This window comes from Streptomyces sp. NPDC048639 (assembly GCF_043199075.1).
Taxonomy (GTDB): Bacteria; Actinomycetota; Actinomycetes; order Streptomycetales; family Streptomycetaceae; genus Streptomyces.
The window spans coordinates 390,486-408,664 of sequence record NZ_JBICVP010000003.1; the positions used below are offsets into that span (position 1 = coordinate 390,486).

14 protein-coding genes and 1 tRNA gene are annotated in these 18,179 nt (G+C 71.3%); 3 read left to right on the forward strand and 12 right to left on the reverse strand.

What is annotated here, in order from left to right; genetic code table 11:
- Positions 1-1,125: 1,125 nt before the first annotated feature.
- From rho to ACGFNH_RS10075, 7 genes are all read right to left on the reverse strand, one after another.
- Entirely contained in the window at positions 1,126-3,138 is a 2,013-nt protein-coding gene (rho, locus tag ACGFNH_RS10045; RefSeq protein ID WP_393652568.1) for a transcription termination factor Rho, read from the reverse strand.
- A gap of 337 nt (positions 3,139-3,475) precedes the next feature.
- Positions 3,476-4,390: a homoserine kinase gene (thrB, locus tag ACGFNH_RS10050; RefSeq protein WP_393652569.1), complete on the reverse strand. Its 915-nt coding sequence runs from the start codon at positions 4,388-4,390 to the stop codon at positions 3,476-3,478.
- A gap of 260 nt (positions 4,391-4,650) precedes the next feature.
- Positions 4,651-5,736, reverse strand: a complete 1,086-nt coding sequence (gene thrC, locus ACGFNH_RS10055; RefSeq protein ID WP_393652570.1) for a threonine synthase — start codon at positions 5,734-5,736, stop codon at positions 4,651-4,653.
- Between the two features lie 14 nt (positions 5,737-5,750).
- Positions 5,751-7,043, reverse strand: a complete 1,293-nt coding sequence (locus ACGFNH_RS10060; protein ID WP_393652571.1) for a homoserine dehydrogenase — start codon at positions 7,041-7,043, stop codon at positions 5,751-5,753.
- Positions 7,044-7,205: 162 nt separating this feature from the next.
- A complete protein-coding gene (lysA, locus tag ACGFNH_RS10065; RefSeq protein WP_393652572.1) occupies positions 7,206-8,597 on the reverse strand; it encodes a diaminopimelate decarboxylase in 1,392 nt (463 codons plus the stop codon).
- A gap of 26 nt (positions 8,598-8,623) precedes the next feature.
- Positions 8,624-9,820 carry an ArgS-related anticodon-binding protein NrtL gene (gene nrtL / locus ACGFNH_RS10070; protein WP_393652573.1) on the reverse strand — a complete coding sequence of 399 codons (1,197 nt, stop codon included), beginning with the start codon at positions 9,818-9,820 and terminating at the stop codon, positions 8,624-8,626.
- A gap of 240 nt (positions 9,821-10,060) precedes the next feature.
- Positions 10,061-10,570 carry a response regulator gene (locus ACGFNH_RS10075; protein WP_393652574.1) on the reverse strand — a complete coding sequence of 170 codons (510 nt, stop codon included), beginning with the start codon at positions 10,568-10,570 and terminating at the stop codon, positions 10,061-10,063.
- A gap of 112 nt (positions 10,571-10,682) precedes the next feature.
- On the opposite strand from ACGFNH_RS10075, the gene ACGFNH_RS10080 reads away from it, so the two are divergent.
- A tRNA-Arg gene (locus tag ACGFNH_RS10080) sits at positions 10,683-10,754 on the forward strand.
- 487 nt (positions 10,755-11,241) lie between these two features.
- Positions 11,242-11,667, forward strand: a complete 426-nt coding sequence (locus ACGFNH_RS10085) for a DUF6003 family protein (protein ID WP_393652575.1) — start codon at positions 11,242-11,244, stop codon at positions 11,665-11,667.
- A 48-nt stretch (positions 11,668-11,715) separates the two neighbouring features.
- Here ACGFNH_RS10085 and ACGFNH_RS10090 read toward each other — a convergent pair whose 3' ends face one another.
- From ACGFNH_RS10090 to ACGFNH_RS10100, 3 genes are all read right to left on the reverse strand, one after another.
- Positions 11,716-12,030: a hypothetical protein gene (locus ACGFNH_RS10090; protein WP_393652576.1), complete on the reverse strand. Its 315-nt coding sequence runs from the start codon at positions 12,028-12,030 to the stop codon at positions 11,716-11,718.
- 115 nt (positions 12,031-12,145) lie between these two features.
- Complete coding sequence (locus ACGFNH_RS10095) at positions 12,146-12,388, reverse strand: DUF6411 family protein (protein WP_393652577.1); 243 nt, start codon at positions 12,386-12,388, stop codon at positions 12,146-12,148.
- Positions 12,389-12,717: 329 nt separating this feature from the next.
- Positions 12,718-13,551, reverse strand: a complete 834-nt coding sequence (locus ACGFNH_RS10100; protein ID WP_393652578.1) for an endonuclease I family protein — start codon at positions 13,549-13,551, stop codon at positions 12,718-12,720.
- A 316-nt stretch (positions 13,552-13,867) separates the two neighbouring features.
- On the opposite strand from ACGFNH_RS10100, the gene ACGFNH_RS10105 reads away from it, so the two are divergent.
- A complete protein-coding gene (locus ACGFNH_RS10105) occupies positions 13,868-14,569 on the forward strand; it encodes a DUF4232 domain-containing protein (RefSeq protein ID WP_393652579.1) in 702 nt (233 codons plus the stop codon).
- 191 nt (positions 14,570-14,760) lie between these two features.
- On the opposite strand, the gene ACGFNH_RS10110 is transcribed toward ACGFNH_RS10105, so the two are convergent.
- Positions 14,761-15,240, reverse strand: coding sequence for a VOC family protein (locus ACGFNH_RS10110; protein WP_393652580.1), 480 nt, complete (start codon positions 15,238-15,240; stop codon positions 14,761-14,763).
- A 193-nt stretch (positions 15,241-15,433) separates the two neighbouring features.
- On the reverse strand, positions 15,434-17,872 hold the full coding sequence (locus ACGFNH_RS10115; protein WP_393652581.1) for a SpoIIE family protein phosphatase: 2,439 nt from the start codon (positions 17,870-17,872) through the stop codon (positions 15,434-15,436).
- Positions 17,873-18,179: the final 307 nt, after the last annotated feature.

Sequence of the window (18,179 nt, forward strand, 5' to 3'; positions counted from 1 at the left end):
CGAAGATGCGGTACCGGTTCCGGCCACTGTCGATCTTGATGCGTGTGGCAGAAATCTCCGACGACGCATTGCCGGCGCCGGGGCGGAGATACAGCGTGCCGCCGGGCGTACGCGCTGCGCAGTCGGACTTCCGTCGCCCGTCACGTCGCCGGTGCCGCGTAGGCGTCGCAGCCCTCCCAGGTCCCCGCACCCGCCGACCCTCGGCTCGAAGGCGGGCGGAGGTCTGTCGGGTGCCCTTGAGCAGGCGCACCGCTCCCCCGCTGCGCGGGGCGGCAGGCCGGGCCTCGCTGCCGTCGGTGCGGTCACCTTGCCGGGGAGAGAGCTGTACACCGTACAGTGGCTACCCTCCGTGACCCTCGCCCGAAGGTCGCGTCCCCCTCGCCCGGGTCGAATACAGCGCTCCGCCGAAGGCCACCGACAGCAGGTCCGGCAGCGCGCCACCGTTCAGGGCGCCGGGAGCGGCCGTGAACCTCCGGGCCGTCCAGCCGCCCGCGATCCTGGTGTCGATGGACGTCGACGTACGGGAGGTGGGTCGTCCTGGGCGCGGTGGTCATCGACGTCGTGGAACCACCGATGACCTTCGGCCCGGATCTGGACTCCGGATCGGCGTCCGCACCCTCGACGGTCTTCCGCGCGGGCCCGTCGAGGGACTTCTCGCGGGGCGGCGGACACCACCCGCTCGTGGAGCTGTGCCCCTCAGCCATCGCCTTCGCTCGCACCGGCGTTGGCGGCCACGAGGCCACCGCCGGCCGGAGCCAGGACGAGACCGGCGGAGACGGGACCATGCGGCTGACGCGGCGTCTGTTCCGGCCGCCGCGACGAGGGTTGCGCACTCCGTCGCCCGTGTCTGGGACCGGAACCCGAAGTGCTTCCGGTAAGGAACATCGGCGTGCCACGGCGTCGCAGGGCAGCGGTTGCGCCTGCACTCCGACCCGCGTGCAGCACGAAGAGCGGTCTGTGACGGCTGCGTTGACGAGTCCCGGGAACAGCCCCCGCTGCTCGGCAGCGAAGTCCCCACCTTCGGCCGCCCGATGCCGTACGCCGCAGGGCCCCCTTGCCACCGGCAATGATGCGGTGACGAGGGGGCCCTGAGGGTTGCGGCTGAGGTGCTGCCGGTCCGGAGTGTCAGTCGCCGTTCGGTGTCGGCGTCGTCTTCTGGATCTGCAGCAGGAACTCGGCGTTGGACTTGGTCTGCTTCATCTTGTCCAGCAGCAGCTCGATGGCCTGCTGCGAGTCGAGCGCGTGCAGCACCCGGCGCAGCTTCCAGACCACACCCAGCTCTTCGCCGCCGAGGAGGATCTCCTCCTTGCGGGTGCCGGAGGCGTCCACGTCCACGGCCGGGAAGATGCGCTTGTCGGCGAGCTTCCGGTCGAGCTTGAGCTCCATGTTGCCGGTGCCCTTGAACTCCTCGAAGATCACCTCGTCCATGCGCGAGCCGGTCTCGACCAGCGCGGTGGCCAGGATGGTCAGCGAGCCGCCGTCCTCGATGTTCCGCGCGGCACCGAAGAAGCGCTTCGGCGGGTAGAGCGCGGTCGAGTCGACACCACCGGAGAGGATGCGGCCGGAGGCAGGCGCCGCGAGGTTGTACGCGCGGCCCAGGCGGGTGATGGAGTCCAGCAGCACGACCACGTCGTGGCCGAGCTCCACCAGGCGCTTCGCCCGCTCGATGGCGAGTTCGGCGACCGTGGTGTGGTCCTCGGCCGGACGGTCGAAGGTCGAGGAGATGACCTCGCCCTTCACCGACCGCTGCATGTCGGTGACCTCTTCGGGCCGCTCGTCGACGAGGACGACCATGAGGTGGCACTCGGGGTTGTTGTGCGTGATCGCGTTGGCGATCGACTGCATGATCATGGTCTTGCCGGCCTTGGGCGGCGAGACGATCAGACCGCGCTGGCCCTTGCCGATCGGCGCGACCATGTCGATGATCCGCGTGGTCAGCGCGCCCGGCTCGTTCTCCAGGCGCAGCCGCTCCTGCGGGTACAGCGGGGTCAGCTTGTTGAACTCCGAGCGTCCGCGGCCGGTTTCGGGCGCCATGCCGTTGACGGAGTCCAGGCGGACGAGCGCGTTGAACTTCTCGCGGCGCTCGCCTTCCTTGGGCTGGCGGACCGCGCCGGTGACGTGGTCGCCCTTGCGCAGACCGTTCTTACGGACCTGGGCCAGCGACACGTACACGTCGTTGGGGCCCGGGAGGTAGCCGGACGTCCGAATGAAGGCGTAATTGTCAAGAATGTCCAGAATGCCCGCTACGGGAATCAGAACGTCGTCATCGGAAACCTGCGGCTCGCCGCCGAACTCCTCACGGCCGCGACGCCCCCGGCGGTCGCGGTAACGGCCGCGGCGTCCGCGCCGTCCGCCCTCGAAGTCGTCGTCGTCCTGCTGACCTTGGCCCTGGCCGCCGCCGCCCTGGCCGCGGCCGTCGCGCTGCTGGCGGTTGCCACCGCCGCCGCTCTGGCCGTCCTCGCCGCCCTTGCCACGGCGGCCACGCTCACGGCGGTCGCCCTTCTGGCCCTGACCGCCGCCCTGGCCGCGGTCCTGGCGGTCACCGCCGCCCTTGCCACGACCCTCGGCCGTGTCCACGGCAGCCTCGGCCTTGGTGTCGGTCTTGGTCTCGACCTTGGTGTCGGTGCCGGCCTCGGCGGTCTCGGGGCTGCCGGCCTGCGCGGTGGCGCGACGGCGGCGGCGCTCTCCGGCCGGCTGCTCGTCGCTCGCCGGCTGACCGGGGATCTCGATCTGCTGCTGCGACGTGGCCTTCTCGGCGGGGGCGTCCGCGGGGGCCTCGGCACGGGCGTCACCCGTACGGGCCCGGGAGGTGGCACGGCGCTTCGGCTTGGTCTCGGTGTCGGCAGCGGGAGCGTCGGCTCCCTTGGCAGGGGCTCCGCCCCCGGCCTGCTTCTCCTTGATGACCTCGATGAGCTGGCTCTTGCGCATCCGCGCGGTGCCCTTGATCCCGAGGCCGGAGGCAACCTGCTGGAGCTCGGCCAGGACCATGCCCTCGAGCCCGGTGCCGGAGCGGCGTCGCCGCGAGGTCGTACCAGAGGCAGCACCGGCGGCAGGCGCGGCAGCGTCCGTGGAGGGCGCGGAGGCAGCGCCGACCGTGTTGTCGGCAGTCACGCCCATCAGATCGGTGGTGTCGCTCACGAAGGGTCCTTCCCTGGAGCGGGCGTCGGCCTGTCTGGCTCGGCGACCGGTTGTGCTGTCCGGCTTGCGATCCTGTGTGCGGACCGGGCCGGTGCGGTGGTCCGCCGGTACGGCGGAAAGAACAATTGATGACTCCGGCGCTCATCGCGCCAATTTCCGGAGCGTGCTCGAAATCTGCTCAGGCAGGCTGCTCAGGCAGTTTGGGAGGCTCCCGGAAGAAGGTCGTCCCGACAGGGGGACATGGAGCACCGCACCATGCAGGTGTCGGGTGCAGACATGAGGTTAACACTACCGGATCCAACAAACATTCCCCCTCTCCGAGACCGGCAATCGTGTGTCATGAGAGCGGCAGAACACTCGCGCCTGCCATGTCGAGCGCCAGACGGTTGGCCGCCCATCCTTCGCCCGCCAGCTGTGCGACCTTGTCGGCCGCACTGTCCTCGGCCAGTGCGAGCACCGTGGGGCCCGCACCGGAGATGACCGCGGGGACACCGTCCGCCCGCAGCCTGCCGACCAGGGCCGCGCTCTCCGGCATCGCCGGAGCCCGGTACTCCTGGTGGATTCGGTCCTCGGTCGCGGCGAACAGCAGCTCGGGCCGCCTGGTCAGCGCCTCGACGAGCAGGGCCGCACGGCCCGCATTCGCCGCCGCGTCCACATGGGGGACCGTACGCGGCAGCAGGCCGCGCGCGGTCTCGGTGAGGACCGGATTCGCGGGTACGAAGACCACCGGAACGATGGAGTCCGCAGGCTCCATCCTGATGGCCCGCGCCGCCCCCGCCTCGGTCCATGCCACCGTGAATCCGCCCATCAGGCAGGCGGCGACGTTGTCGGGGTGCCCCTCGATCTCGGTGGCCAGTTCGAGGAGCGCGGTGTCGTCGAGTTTCTCGGCTCCGCCTATCGTCACCGCGCGAGCGGCGGTAATCCCCGCGCAGATGGCGGCAGATGAGGAACCCAGGCCGCGGCCGTGCGGAATGCGATTGGCGCAGACCACCTCCAGACCGCGCGGCTGCCCTCCGAGCAGATCGAACGCCGTCCGGAGGGACCGTACGAGCAGGTGGTTCTCGTCGCGCGGGAGGGTGTCGGTCCCCTCGCCCGCGATGTCGACGTGCAGGCCGGAGTCCGCCACCCGGACGACCACATCGTCGTAGAGCCCCAGGCCCAGGCCGAAGGCGTCGAAGCCCGGGCCGAGATTGGCACTGGTGGCGGGGGTGCGCACCCGTACGGCGGCGGCGCGGAAGGCGGGACCGGCCATCGCTCGATGACTCTCCTTGGTGTGGATCTTCAGAATTGCCCCTGAGCGTCCCCGGGGCGCATCCCCTGGCCCGGCGACAGCAGCGCACATCCAGGGCGGAAGGGCTGCGGCGGGGCGGGGTTCGGCTTCCAGCTTATCGAAGGAAGGTTCTGTGGCGACATAGGGCGCACGGGAGGCGCACGAAGCGTGTCGCGCATTTTCCCGTGCTTCCCCGGTGCGTTTCGGCCTTCACCGGCGGTTCGCACCGCGTCGACCGGCGGTCATGCCAGGCCCAGCCGTTCGGCCGCGGCGTCCGCGTCCACCGGCACCGTGACGGGCTGCGGCGCACCGGCCACCGCCCAGTCCGGGTCCTTCAGACCATTGCCGGTGACCGTGCAGACGATGCGCTGGCCCGGGTCGACCTTGCCCTGTTCGGCCGCCTTCAGCAGCCCCGCGACGCTCGCCGCCGAGGCCGGCTCGACGAAAACGCCCTCCTGCGAGGCCAGAAGGCGGTACGCCGACAGGATTTGACGATCCGTCACCTCGTCGATGAACCCGCCCGACTCGTCCCGCGCCTGCTCCGCCTGCGCCCAGGACGCCGGGTTGCCGATCCGGATGGCGGTGGCGATGGTGGCCGGCTCCTTGACCGGGGCGCCGCGCACGATCGGGGCCGCGCCCGATGCCTGGAAGCCCCACATCCGGGGGCGGTGCGAGGCGTCGCCGCTTTCCGCGTACTCGCGGTAGCCCCGCCAGTACGCGGTGATGTTGCCGGCGTTGCCGACCGGCAGCACATGGATGTCGGGGGCATCGCCGAGCGCGTCGACGACCTCGAACGACGCGGTCTTCTGGCCCTCGATGCGGTAGGGGTTCACCGAGTTCACCAGCGCCACCGGGTACTTCTCGGACAGACTGCGCGCCAGGGTCAGGCAGTCGTCGAAGTTCCCGTCGACCTGCAGGATGCGCGCGCCGTAGACCAGTGCCTGGCCCATCTTGCCCAGCGCGATCTTCCCCTGCGGCACGAGGACGGCGCAGACCATCCCGGCCCGTACGGCGTACGCGGCGGCCGAGGCGGAGGTGTTGCCCGTGGAGGCGCAGATGACCGCCTGCGCGCCCTCCTCCTTGGCGTGCGTGATGGCCATCGTCATGCCGCGGTCCTTGAAGGACCCGGTGGGGTTGGCGCCCTCGACCTTGAGGTGGACCTCGCAGCCGGTGCGCTCGGAGAGCACCTGGGCGGGCACCAGCGGCGTCCCACCCTCACGGAGCGTGACGACCGGCGTCTTCGGGGTCACCGGGAGCCGGTCGCGGTACTCCTCGATGATGCCGCGCCACTGGTGGGTACCGGTGGGCCGGTCGACGATTGCAGGCATGGTTCCTTGACTCCCTATTCCCCTTCGACCCGCATGATGCTGGCGACGTCGCGCACGGTGTCGAGCTGCCGCAGCGCCTCGACGACCGCCGAGAGAGCGGCGTCCGGCGCCCGGTGGGTGACGACCACGAGCGAGGCCTCCCCGTCCTTGCCCTGCTGGCGGACGGTGTCGATGGACACGTGGTGCTCGGCGAAGATCGTGGAGACCTGGGCCAGAACACCCGGCTTGTCGGCCACATCGAGGCTGATGTGGTAACGCGTGACGACATCTCCCATGTGGCTCACCGGCAGTTGTGTGTACGCCGATTCGCCCGGCCCCGTCGTCTCCCCCACCTTGTTGCGGCAGACGGCGACGAGGTCGCCGAGAACGGCGGACGCGGTCGGTGCGCCACCCGCGCCAGGCCCGTAGAACATCAGCCTGCCGGCGGCCTCTGCCTCGACGAACACCGCGTTGTACGCCTCGCGCACGGAGGCGAGCGGGTGGGTCAGCGGAATCATCGCCGGGTGCACGCGCGCGGTGACCGAGCGCCCGTCGGGGGCGCGCTCGCAGATCGCGAGCAGCTTGACCGTACAGCCCATGCGTCTGGCGGAGACGATGTCCGCGGTGGTGACCTCGGTGATGCCCTCGCGGTGCACGTCCTCGATGGTCACGCGGGTGTGGAAGGCGATCCCGGCGAGGATCGCGGCCTTGGCGGCGGCGTCGAAGCCCTCGACGTCGGCGGTCGGGTCGGCCTCGGCGTACCCGAGGGCGGTGGCCTCGTCGATCGCCTCGCTGTAGCCGGCGCCGGTGGAGTCCATCTTGTCGAGGACGTAGTTGGTGGTGCCGTTGACGATGCCGAGGACACGGTTGACCTTGTCTCCCGCGAGCGACTCGCGCAACGGCCGCACCAGCGGGATGGCGCCGGCGACGGCCGCCTCGTAGTAGAGGTCGGCGCCGTGCTGTTCTGCCGCGGCGTGCAGGGCCGCGCCGTCCTCGGCGAGCAGAGCCTTGTTGGCGGTGACGACGCTGGCGCCGTACGCGAAGGCGGTGGTGATGAGGGAGCGGGCCGGCTCCAGACCGCCGATGACCTCGATCACCACATCGATGTCGCCCCGTTTGACGAGCGCGGTGGCGTCCGTGGTGACCAGCTCGGCGGGCACCCCCTCACGCTCCCTGCCCGGACGGCGTACGGCGATCCCGGCCAGCTCCACCGGGGCGCCGACGCGTGCCGCGAGGTCGTCCGCGTGCGTCGTCATGAGGCGCGCCACCTCTGAGCCGACCACTCCACAGCCCAGCAGCGCCACCTTCAGCGGACGCGTACGCATCATCCGACCTCACTTCCCTGCCTATAGGTGCTGAACCAGTCTCACTCACCGGACCGGACTTTCTATCCCCGTTCCAGGATCCGAGACTCACATCCCGGAATACGGTTCCGGTAACCGCGGTCTCCTTGTGTGCTCACCCGCTCCGGGGCCCCGATCCGCCCGGGCTCATCCGACGTCCAGGCGCAGCAGGTCGTCCTCGGTCTCGCGTCGCACGATCACCCGCGCCTCGCCCTCGTTGACCGCGACCACCGGCGGACGCAGCGCGTGGTTGTAATTGCTCGCCATGGAACGGCAGTAGGCGCCGGTGGCGGGCACCGCGATCAGGTCGCCCGTCGCCACGTCCGCGGGCAGGAAGGCGTCGCGTACGACGATGTCGCCGGACTCGCAGTGCTTGCCGACGACGCGGGCGCGCATCGGCTCGGCGTCGGAGCGGCGGGAGACCAGGGCGACGCTGTACTCGGCGTCGTAGAGAGCGGTGCGGATGTTGTCGGACATGCCGCCGTCCACGCTCACGTACGTCCGCAGGCCGGGCAGCGGCTTGACCGTGCCCACCTCGTACAGCGTGAAGGCGGTGGGGCCGACGATCGCGCGGCCCGGCTCGACCGAGATCCGCGGCACGGTCAGCCCGGCGGACTCGCACTCGCGGGTGACGATCTCGCCGAGGGCCTTGGCGATCTCGTGCGGCTCGCGCGGGTCGTCCTCCGAGGTGTACGCGATGCCGAGGCCACCGCCGAGGTCGATCTCGGGCAGCTCGACCCCGTGCTCGTCGCGCACCTGCCTCAGCAGCCCGACGACGCGGTGGGCCGCGACCTCGAAACCGGAGGTGTCGAAGATCTGCGAGCCGATGTGCGAGTGGATCCCGACGAGTTCGAGGTGCTCCAGGCCGAGCACGCGCCGTACGGCCTCTGCCGCCTGGCCGTTCGCGAGCGGGACACCGAACTTCTGGTCCTCGTGCGCGGTCGCGATGAACTCGTGCGTGTGCGCCTCGACGCCGACGGTGACGCGGATCTGCACGCGCTGGCGCCTGCCGAGCTGCTCGGCGATGTGCGCGACGCGGACGATCTCCTGGAACGAGTCGAGGACGATCCGGCCGACGCCCTCCTCTACGGCCCGCCGGATCTCCTCGGTGCTCTTGTTGTTGCCGTGCAGGGCGATGCGCTCGGCGGGCATGCCCGCGGCGAGCGCGGTGGCCAGCTCGCCGCCGGAGCAGACGTCGAGGTTCAGCCCCTCCTCGTGCAGCCAGCGGACGACGGCGCGCGACAGGAACGCCTTGCCGGCGTAGAAGACGTCGGCGCCGTCCCCGAACGCCTGGCGCCAGGCGCGGCAACGGGAGCGGAAGTCGTCCTCGTCGAGGATGTACGCGGGGGTGCCGAACTCCTCGGCGAGCTGCTGGACGTCGCGCCCGCCGACGGTGACGACACCCTCGGCGTCGCGCGCGACCGTACGGGACCACACGCGCGGGTCCAGCTCGTTGAGGTCGGCGGGCGGTGCGGTGTAGTGGCCCTCGGGCAGCACGTCGGCGTGGCGGGGGCCGGCGGGGTGGGCGGAGCGGCTCATGGTCCTTCAGTCTCCTCGGATCCTCGTCAGAGGTGTGCGGGCGCGGTGATGCCGAGCAGGTGCAGGCCGCCTGCGAGCACCGTCCCGGCAGCCTGGGCGAGGGCGGCGCGGGCGCGGTGGGCGGCCTCGGGTTTCTCGTCACCGCGAGGCAGTGCGGGGCAGAGCGCCTGGAAGCGCAGGAACGCGTCGGCCGTCGCCTCGAGGTGCCGCGCGACCCGGTCGGGTGCGCGCAGTCGGGCGGCGGAGGCGAGCACATCCGGGTACTCGGCGAGAAGGGCGGCGGGGTGTTCGGCCGCCAGGGCGTCGGACGCCGGGTGCGTGGCGTCCGGGGTACCGGAGGCCGAGCCGGGTGCGGAGGCGTCGGGGTCGGGGTCGGGGTCGGGGTCGGGGTCGCCGACTGCGGGATCGGGTGCCGACGGGTCGGGGGTGATGCCCAGATCGGCGGCGTTGCGCAGCAGGGCGCAGGCGCGGGCGTGGGCGTACTGGACCTGGAAGAGGGCGTTGGACTCGCGCTGGGCGAGCAGCTCCGCGGGTTCGGTACGGGGGTGGTCGTGCGCGGCGGGCCGAAGGAGCGCCCAGCGCGCAGCGTCCGGGCCGAGGGACCGCAGCAGCTCGGGGGCGGGGAGGGCGGCGGGGACGGGGCGGAGCCTGACGCGGGCGTCGTCGCCGCCGGAACGGTCGCCTCCCTGTCCGGCCGGACATACGCGAACGGCGTCGATCCCCAGCTCTTCCCAGACGGGATCGGGCGTGCGGTCGCACAGGAGCCGGACGTCGGCGGCGCCCTGGGTGCGGAGGATGCGGGCGAGGGCGTCGGCGGTGACGGCGGCCCGGGTCTCGCGGGGGAAGCGGAGCTCGACGGCAGGACGGTGGGCCCAGGTGTCCCCGTGGCCGTACGAGGCGCCAGCCCCGAGGACGTCCCGTACGACGGCGCTGTGGCCACCGCCGTCGAGGGTGATGTTGAGGAAGCCGGGATCGGCGATCTCGACCCGGGCGACGCCGGCGGTCCGCTCGATCCGGGGCCGGAGGATCTCGGCGACCTGACGCGGCGGACGCCCCGCGTGCGGGGCGAGCTGCATGGCGATGTTGGTGGCGTAGTCCCCGCAACCGGGCCGCGGCGGCCGCCGCACGACGACGCGCGCCGGGACGGGCGCACGCAGCTCACCTGCCTCGACGGCACAACGCACGGTGCGGAGCACGGTGCGGGAGAGCTCGGCGGGGGTCACATGCACAAGCGTATGGGAGGTGGGGGGTGCGTCCGCGAACAGGTTTCCCCGGCGGTGGAAGCGCAGGGGGAGCGTAGGGGGTACGCGGGGTGCGGACAGGGGGCGGCCGGGACCCGCTCGGCGGCACGGCCGGGAGCCGGCTCAGCACGCGGGCCGGGACCCGTACGGTTCCGGCTCAGGTATGGACGGGGGTGCGGGTGCGGGCTGCGGTGCGCCCGGACTCGGCCCAGCCACCCAGCCTCAGCCGGCGGGGTGGACGGCGGGCTTTGCGCCGCCTCCCCCTCCATCGGCGGGTCCGCGCAGACAGGAGTCGGCGGCCCCGGCGGCGGTGCGCCCGGCGAGCCGCCCCACGAGCCGTACGAGATCGGCGGGCTCGAAGGGCTTCGCCAGGAACGCGGCCACGCCCACGGATTGCCCGCTGTCCAGCTCGAGTTGGGTACAGGCACTGACGATGGCGACGGGGATGTGCCGCGTACTCGGGTCGGCATGCAGCCGCGCCGCTGTACGCAGCCCGTCGAGTCTGGGCATGACGACGTCGAGCGTGATGACATGGGGCCGCACGCGCTGCACAATGTCCAGGCACTCGGCACCATCGGCCGCGGTCACGACCTCGAACCCCTCAAGTTCGAGATTGACCCTGATCAGCTGCCGGATGACCTTGTTGTCGTCGACGACAAGGACCCGACCCGTCGAGCCAGGCACAACCCGAGAGTAGGTCGAGGACTCCGGCTGCGTCCGGGTTTTGCCCACTTCCGACACCTGCGGGGGACCTCGCGGGGCGCGTCATCACCCGGAAAACGCTGTTCATGGGCACCCCTACGGAACTGGTAGGGTTCTAACCGTCGCCGCAACGCGACGTGTCGCCCCCGTAGCTCAGGGGATAGAGCAACGGCCTCCGGAGCCGTGTGCGCAGGTTCGAATCCTGCCGGGGGCACTCACCCGCTTCACCTACGAAGATCCGTACGTGACCAGGGTGGATGCCGACGGAAGTGGGCGGGAGTCAGTCTCACTGACTCCCGCCCTCTCTCGTTGTCCCTCAGCGGTCGCGCAGCTCCGACACGCTCCGAAGTTCGTCACCAGATGTGCACTCGACGGGGCGACCAGGTTCGCCGGGACAACCACCGCCGAGACAACAACCCGAGCCACTCGGTTCGTTGAGAAACCCGCTGTCTGCCTCAGCGAACCGGGTCAACGCCACGGACAGCGCCCGGAAGCGTCGCCACGACGTGAACCGCAGGCGCCCGCGCGCTCCGGCGACTGCCTTCCCCCTCCCCGACTCCCGCTCAACGGAGCATCGCCATCGGGGAGTTCAATACGGTGATCTCCGAACTCCCGCCGCGACGTGTGGCGTAGGGATACGGCGACCACGTGCTCGGCTAGCATCGGCGGACCGCTGCGCCCGAGAGGAACCCATCCCCACCATGGCCGAGACCGCCTTTCTGTTCGCTCTGCCCGAAGCCGGTCCTCATCCGGGTGCCCAATTGGCAGCAGTGGGGCGGCTGGACTGCCTCGAGACGCCGGCCGTGATGGGCTGGCTGCACGCGCACGACATCACCGCGGGTGACGATCGGCTCAGGATCGTGCCGGAGGAGGCGGAAGGCACCATCCCCGAGGGGGCTGAGCGCCTTCCCGTACCGCTCGGCGAGGAGGAGGCGGCGCGGCTGCGCAGTGCGTGTGCGCCGCGGGCCGTGGCCGAAGTCGAGGCGGAGTTGCGGGCGTTCCGGCATACGAATGCCGACCGCGACCGGCTCATCAGCCGTGCCGTCGACGGTGGCGTGCCGCCGCACCGGATCGCCCAGTTGACCGGGCTCGACCCCAGCGTCGTCGCCGACATCTCCCGGCAGTAGCCCGGGACGGGCCTCAGCGGGGCGGGCGGGGCGGGCGACAGCCACCTCTCACTCCGTGTCGATCGCCGTCAGGAACGGGTCGCCCAGAGGGGCCGTACGTTCGTTGTAGCCCGCCTCCTTCAGCGCTTCGTCGGCGATCGACAGCACCTCGAGCCGGGCGGCCTCGCTGTCCTCGGCCTCCACCTCCAGGCGGAGTGTGAACGTCCGGTTGGCGTCGTCGACGCTCAGGACGTCCAGTTGTGGGGGTACGTCGCCGACCTCTTCCGGGTCGGCTCCCTGGAGGGCGGTGAGCAGTCGCGATTTCGCGTCGGCCCCCAGGGGCTCGGTGAAGGTTCCGGGGATGGAGACGATGAAGTTGGTCATGCCAGTGCCCCTACCCGAAGTCGGCCCGTCCGTTCATGGAATCCCCCGACCGGCGCCCTGATCCAGGACGGCGGCTCCGCCCGCCCTGATCCAGGGACGGCCGACGGCCGCTCCGCTAGAACGGCATGTGGAAGCGGCCCTTGCGGCCGGCCCTCCCGCTGCGGCCCACGGCGCGATTGCTGGAGTGGAACGGCTTGCTCAGCCAGCGCCCCAGGCTGCCGGGGGCCTTGCCGGCGCCCCGTGCGCCCATGCCGAGCGACTTCTGGGCGCCGCGCTGCGGGTGGCGGGACAGCCTCGGCGCCAGGAATGCCAGGACCAGGAGCAGTACGCACACTCCGGCGACGGCGACGAACACCATGACGACTCTCCTTTCCGCTGCCGGCTCTCGTACGGATATCCGTGGCGGATATCCCTGTCCGGCCGAGCTTCTGTGCCTGCGTCTACCCGCCACGGTCGAGCGGATGTCAGGTCACTCCGCGGGGGGGCGTCGCCGCCCCCGCGCCCATACGTACCTCGCCGCGCCCATGCGCACCTCGCCGCGCCCGCAACCGCGCTCACGCACGCGCCCACGCCCGTCGCCCGCGCCCGCGCACGAGCCGACCGGCCTCGAAAAAACCGCCGCGGCGCCTTTCGAACCGGGTGCCTTCCGGCTCGAAAGACGCCGCGGGCGTCAGGGGAGAATTCCGCCTAGTAGACCTCGTTGACCCACTCGGGGTGGTCGATGAACGGGTTCCTGTTGTTCTGGAACTTCTCGAATATCAGGTCGTTGCGCTTCTTCTCGAAGTCGCTCGGCGGGTCCTGCTTGCTCCACTCCTGCAGCACCGACAGGCGGCCGATGTGGGGGGCCTTGCCGTTGTCCACCTTGTCGTTGGGCTCGAGGTCGGGGAAGCTGTCCTCCCCGTCGTAGCGGACGCCCATGTAGAGGATCATGCGGGCGACGTCGCCCTTGTCCTCGTCGCGCGGCTCCCAGGAGTCCTGGTCGGTGCGGTTGCCCGGGGCGTCCTCGACCTCCTCGCCGCCGTTGTCGAAGTCCTTGTTGTTGCGGGTGCTGTTCACCGTGACGTCGGCGGGGCGCAGGTGGTGGATGTCGGTGCCGGGGCCGGTCGCGGTACCGAAGTCGCCGTGCGACTTGGCCCAGACGTGCTCGCGGTTCCAGTCGTCGTTCCCGGTGCCGTTGCTGTCCTTGCTCTGTGATTTGCCGGTGTAGAGCAGGATCACGTTGGAGGAGTTCTCGGGGTCCTCGTCGGTGACCTTCAGCGCGTCCCAGACCTCGTCGTACGAGAGCTTCTTCTGTTCGCTGATGATCGTGTGGAGCGCCTTCTTGAGCTCCGGGCCGGTCTTGCCCTCCGCGTCTTTGTAGTAGTCGTCGACGACAGCGCCGGACGTCTTCTGCACCGCCGTCGGCGGATTCACCGGTGCTTGGGTGGCGATCGCGGACGCGGGCAGGGCGATTCCGGCGATGACCGCACCAGCGGCTATGAGGGGCAGCGGCTTGAGCCGCCGCGGGCGAAGGACGGACATAGGTGGGGGGTGTCCTCTCCCAGACAGGCGCGCCCGTCCACCCGTGACAACTCGCGGTGGGGGACGCGATGTGACGGTAAATCGAACACCCGAAAGCTTTCCATGGCCCGAGCCTCACCGTGTGTACGTGGTGAAACGGTTCTGTGATGACACTGAAATGACCCCCCGACTAGGTACCGACTGCTCACGACCGGGCCCGACGCATCGTGGTGGGCTCTGGTGGTACGGCGGAGATTCGGCATGCGTGACGGCGTGTGTCCCCTTCTGGGGATCTCCGCCGTCACCACGACCACTTCTCAACGCTCAAGGAAATGGGATGCGTTCTCGTCTCTCGCTCTACGCCGCAGGCACGGTTCTCGCCGCATGCAGTCTGGTTCTCTCCGGCTGCAACGGGGACGAGGACTCGGCCGGTGCGCCCGCCTCGACCGCATCCTCCGCCGAGTCCGGAAAGGACGGCGGCAACGCGTCCGACGGGAAGGGCGATTCCTCAGGCGGCAAGGAGAACGCCGACGACGGCGGCAGCTCCGGCTCGACCGCGGGCCAGGGTGAGGGCGGGAGCAACCACCTGCCGGACGCGCCCGCCTGCACCGACAAGAACTCCACAGTGACCGTCGTGGCGTCCAACGGCACCGGCAAGGCCCACATCAAGCTCGTGAACAACGGCGACAAACCGTGCTCGGTCGTCGGCACCCCGTCCGTCGAGCTGCTGTCCGCCAAGGACAAGACCCTCAACCCCGACGCGGTCGAGGCCCAGAACCAGGAGACCCACCTGATCCAGGTGGACGGCAGCGGCTTCGCCATCGCCGAACTGGACTACGAGGGCGGCACCGTGAGCGAGGGCGGCTCGCAGGACGGAATCACCTGCGGGTACGAGGCCGTCAGTGCCGTCGTCTCCCTCGAGGCACAGCAGTGGACCGCCGAGGTCCGCACCAACGAGTCCGGCGGCATCGCCGACTCGGTGCCGGGCGGGATGATCGTCTGCGACCCGAAGTCCACCGTGGGCCCGTTCCACGACTGAGGCAGGGTCGCCCCCTCAAGCTGCGGCACGTCTGAGCGGATCGTGCCGCATACGTCCGGGGCGGCGGAGGTTGCGAGCCCCCCGCCGCCCCGGACGCCCTTCACGGGCTGCCGGGACGTATCGGCCGGGCCGGTGCGCCCGAAGCGTTCTGTTCGGCCGACCCGGCTTCCACGCCCGGCAGTCGGTGCCCCCTACTCCCCCGCGTACACCCGCTCCAGCTCGGCGATGTCGAACTTCTTCATCCCGAACATCGCCTGGGTGGTGCGGTGCGCCTTCTCCTGGTTCTCGTCGCCGATCATCTCGATGAGCCGGGTGGGGACGACCTGCCAGGACACCCCGTACTTGTCCTTCAGCCAGCCGCAGGCGACCCCCTCACCGCCCTCGGTGAGCCGGTCCCAGTAGTAGTCGACCTCGGCCTGGTCCGCGCAGTGGATCTGGAACGACACGGCTTCGTTGAACGTGAACTGCGGTCCACCGTTCAGCGCGATGAATTTCTGGCCGTTGAGCTCGAATTCCACGACCATCACCGATCCGGCGGGCCCCGGTCCCGCTTCGGTGTAGCGGCCGATTCTCCCGAGCTCGGAGTCCTTGAAGATCGAGAGATAGTGGTGCGCCGCCTCCTCCGCCTGTCCGTCGAACCAGAGGCAGGTGGTGAATCCGTCGGTGGCCATGGGTCCTCCTCGCGTTGCGGCGTTCTCACCCCTACAGACCGGTGCCGCCGGCGAAACTCATCGGTCGCCGGGGACAGCCGAAGAGGGCCGGAGCCGCCGGCAGGGCGCCCGTCCCGTACCGGAGATGCCCGTACGGGTACGAGCGCCGGCCCTGCCCTCAGCGCGCCCCCTTCAGCACACTCGGCGCGCCCCTTCAGCCCGCGCCCGGCGGCCGCCGGCCGTTCCCCGGCACGTCGCCGTTGCGCAGCGCCTCCCCCTCGGTCATGCCCACCGCGTCGGCCAGATCGGCGAAGGCACCGAAGCCGCCGGGGCCGGGATGCTCCGTGCCCTCGGGGCGCAGAGGCTGCTCGGTCCAGGTGGTCTTGCCGCCGCCCGGGTCATAGCGGGTGCCCCAGCGCTGCGTGCACTGCGAGACCAGGAACAGCCCCCGGCCCCCCTCGTCCGTCGTCCGGGCGTGCCGCAGATGCGGTGAGGTGCTGCTGCCGTCGGAGACCTCGCAGATGAGGCTGTCGTCGCGGATCATCCGCAGGCTGATCGGTTCGGCGGCGTGTGTGACGGCGTTGGTGACCAGCTCGCTGACGACCAGTTCCGTGCCGGCCGTGAGGTGGTCCAGGCCCCAGTCCGCAAGCTGCCGGGCGGCCCTCCCGCGCGCCTGCCGGACCGAGGCGGGTCGCGCGGGGAAGTCCCAGGTGACGACGTTCTCCCGGCGCAGGGCACGGGTGCGTGCCAGCAGCAGGGCGACGTCGTCGATCGGCCGGTTGATCGGCATTCCGTTGACGAGCGCCTCGCAGAGCTCCTCCAGCGGGGCCTCCGGCATCGACAGGGAGACCTGCAGCCGGGCGAGCCCCTGGTGGGTGTCGAGGCCCTGCCCCAGGATCAGGCCGTTGGTGTAGAAGACGAGCAGGCTGTCCTCGGGAACCGTGAGCGAGGTGGCCTCGAACGGCATCCCGCCCATGCCCAGCGGCGGCCCCGCCGGGAGGTCGACGACCCGCGCCGCGCCCGCGGGCGAGACGGCGATCGGCGGCGGATGGCCCGCCCGGGCCATGGTGCACATGCGGCTGACCGGGTCGTAGATCGCGTAGAGGCAGGTGGCCCCTGTCAGGCCCGGGCCGTCCGCCTTCTCGTCGGCGATCCGCCCCGCCATGTCGTCGAGGCGCCCCAGGACCTCGTCGGGTGCCAGATCCATGTCGGCGAGGGTCTGTACGGAGGCGCGTACGCGTCCCATGGTGGCCGCGGCGTGGATGCCATGGCCGACGACATCGCCGACGACCAGGCCGACCCTGGCGCCGGACAGCGGGATCACGTCGTACCAGTCGCCGCCGATGCTCACGCCCGTATCGGCGGGGAGGTAGCGGCCGGCGGCCTCGACCGCGCTCAGAGCGGGCAGCTCGTGCGGGAGCAGGCTGCGTTGCAGGGTCAGGGCGGCGGCGTGCTCGCGGGTGTAGCGGCGCGCGTTGTCGATCGAGACCGCGGCGCGTGTGACGAACTCCTCCGCGAGCAGCAGGTCGTCCGGCTGGAACGGGCCTTTGTGCTGCCAGCGGTAGAACGCGGCCGCGCCCAGGAAGATCCCGCGCGCCCGCACCGGCACGACCATCAGCGTGTGGAACCCGTGCCGGCGCATCATCCCCGCCCGGGCCGGGTCCTCCGCCGCCCATGCGCTCTCCTCGGGATCCGCGTCGAGCGACTGGATCAGCGAGGAGGTGCCGCTGAGCAGGCTGAGGACGACATGGGATGCGTGCGGGTAGCCGCTCGGGCGGCCCACCTCGACGACCGCTTCCGGGATGTCGTCCCGTACGGATTGCTGGGCCGCGCGGCGCAGCGAGGCCAGGGCGGCGGTGTCGACGGGGCCGGGCTTCGGTTCGTCGCCGGTGAGGACGGAGTCGAGGAGGTCGACGGTGACGAAGTCGGCGAGTTCCGGGACCGCCAGCTCGGCCAGTTCCTGGGCGGTCCGCAGGACGTCCAGGGTGCTGCCGATGCGTTCGCTGGCCCGGTTGAGCAGGGCCAGCTTCTGGCGGGCACGGTAGCTCTCGGTGATGTCGAGCACCATGTAGCAGACGCCCAGCGGCGCTCCGGCGTCGTCCTCCAGCCGGAAGAACGAGGTGGTGTACGCGTGCTCCCGCTGCGGGTCCGACTGCGGACGGCCGAGGTACTCGTACCCGACGGTGGGCTCGCCGCTCTCCAGCACCCGCCGCATCTCCGCCTCGACGGCCTGCACCGCCAGGCCCGGCTGCACCTCGGCCAGCGTCCGCCCGATGCGGCGCTCACGGGGGATGCCGCCCATGCGCTCCAGTGCCTCGTTCATCCACACGTACCGCAGGTCGGTGTTCATGATCGCCACGCCGACGGGTGCCATGGCGGCGATCCCGTCCAGCAGCGAGCGGCCTGCGCCCGACCAGGGCGTACGTGTGGTGTCGGCGGCCAGGAGGAGGCGGAAGGGGCGCCCGTCGGCGGCGCGCAGCGGCAGGATCCTGATCTCCAGGTCGAGCCGGTGGCCGTCCCGGTGCCGTACGGCGTGCATGCCGCCCCAGCCCTCGGGCGCGCGGAGGCGATCGGTGAGGGTGGACCCGCCCGCGGTCTCCGCGGCGTGGCCGGATGCCGCGCCGGGAAGGGGGTCCGATGCTGTGCCGGGCACGGGGTCGGCGCCTGCTCGTCCGCCGGTGTCGCCGGGATGCGCCTTCTCGGGGCCGGCGCCGAACTCCTCGGGGGGACCGACAGCCGGTCCGTTCCCGGCTCCGGCCGCCGGGCGGACCCGCGCCGTGGCCGGTGACTGCCCGTCGGGCGAGGGGATGTCCTGAGGCGTTTCGCCCGGGGAAGAGGGGTGGGGGGGGGGCGGGGGGGGGGGGGGGGGGGGGGCGCCCCCCCCCCCGGGGGGGGGGGGGACGGCCCCTCGCCACCGGGCGGACGCCGGGGGGGGGCGGCCCGGGGGCCGGCCCCACCGG

Excerpts from the sequence above, each read along its gene's own strand:
- ACGFNH_RS10060 (WP_393652571.1), bottom strand. The coding sequence starts at position 7,043 with ATGATGCGTACGCGTCCGCTGAAGGTGGCGCTGCTGGGCTGTGGAGTG.
- lysA (WP_393652572.1), bottom strand. The coding sequence starts at position 8,597 with ATGAGCCGCTCCGCCCACCCCGCCGGCCCCCGCCACGCCGACGTGCTG.
- ACGFNH_RS10090 (WP_393652576.1), bottom strand. The coding sequence starts at position 12,030 with ATGACCAACTTCATCGTCTCCATCCCCGGAACCTTCACCGAGCCCCTG.
- ACGFNH_RS10110 (WP_393652580.1), bottom strand. The coding sequence starts at position 15,240 with ATGGCCACCGACGGATTCACCACCTGCCTCTGGTTCGACGGACAGGCG.
- ACGFNH_RS10085 (WP_393652575.1), top strand. The coding sequence starts at position 11,242 with ATGGCCGAGACCGCCTTTCTGTTCGCTCTGCCCGAAGCCGGTCCTCAT.
- ACGFNH_RS10100 (WP_393652578.1), bottom strand. The coding sequence starts at position 13,551 with ATGTCCGTCCTTCGCCCGCGGCGGCTCAAGCCGCTGCCCCTCATAGCC.
- thrB (WP_393652569.1), bottom strand. The coding sequence starts at position 4,390 with ATGGCCGGTCCCGCCTTCCGCGCCGCCGCCGTACGGGTGCGCACCCCC.
- thrC (WP_393652570.1), bottom strand. The coding sequence starts at position 5,736 with ATGCCTGCAATCGTCGACCGGCCCACCGGTACCCACCAGTGGCGCGGC.
- ACGFNH_RS10095 (WP_393652577.1), bottom strand. The coding sequence starts at position 12,388 with ATGGTGTTCGTCGCCGTCGCCGGAGTGTGCGTACTGCTCCTGGTCCTG.
- ACGFNH_RS10105 (WP_393652579.1), top strand. The coding sequence starts at position 13,868 with ATGCGTTCTCGTCTCTCGCTCTACGCCGCAGGCACGGTTCTCGCCGCA.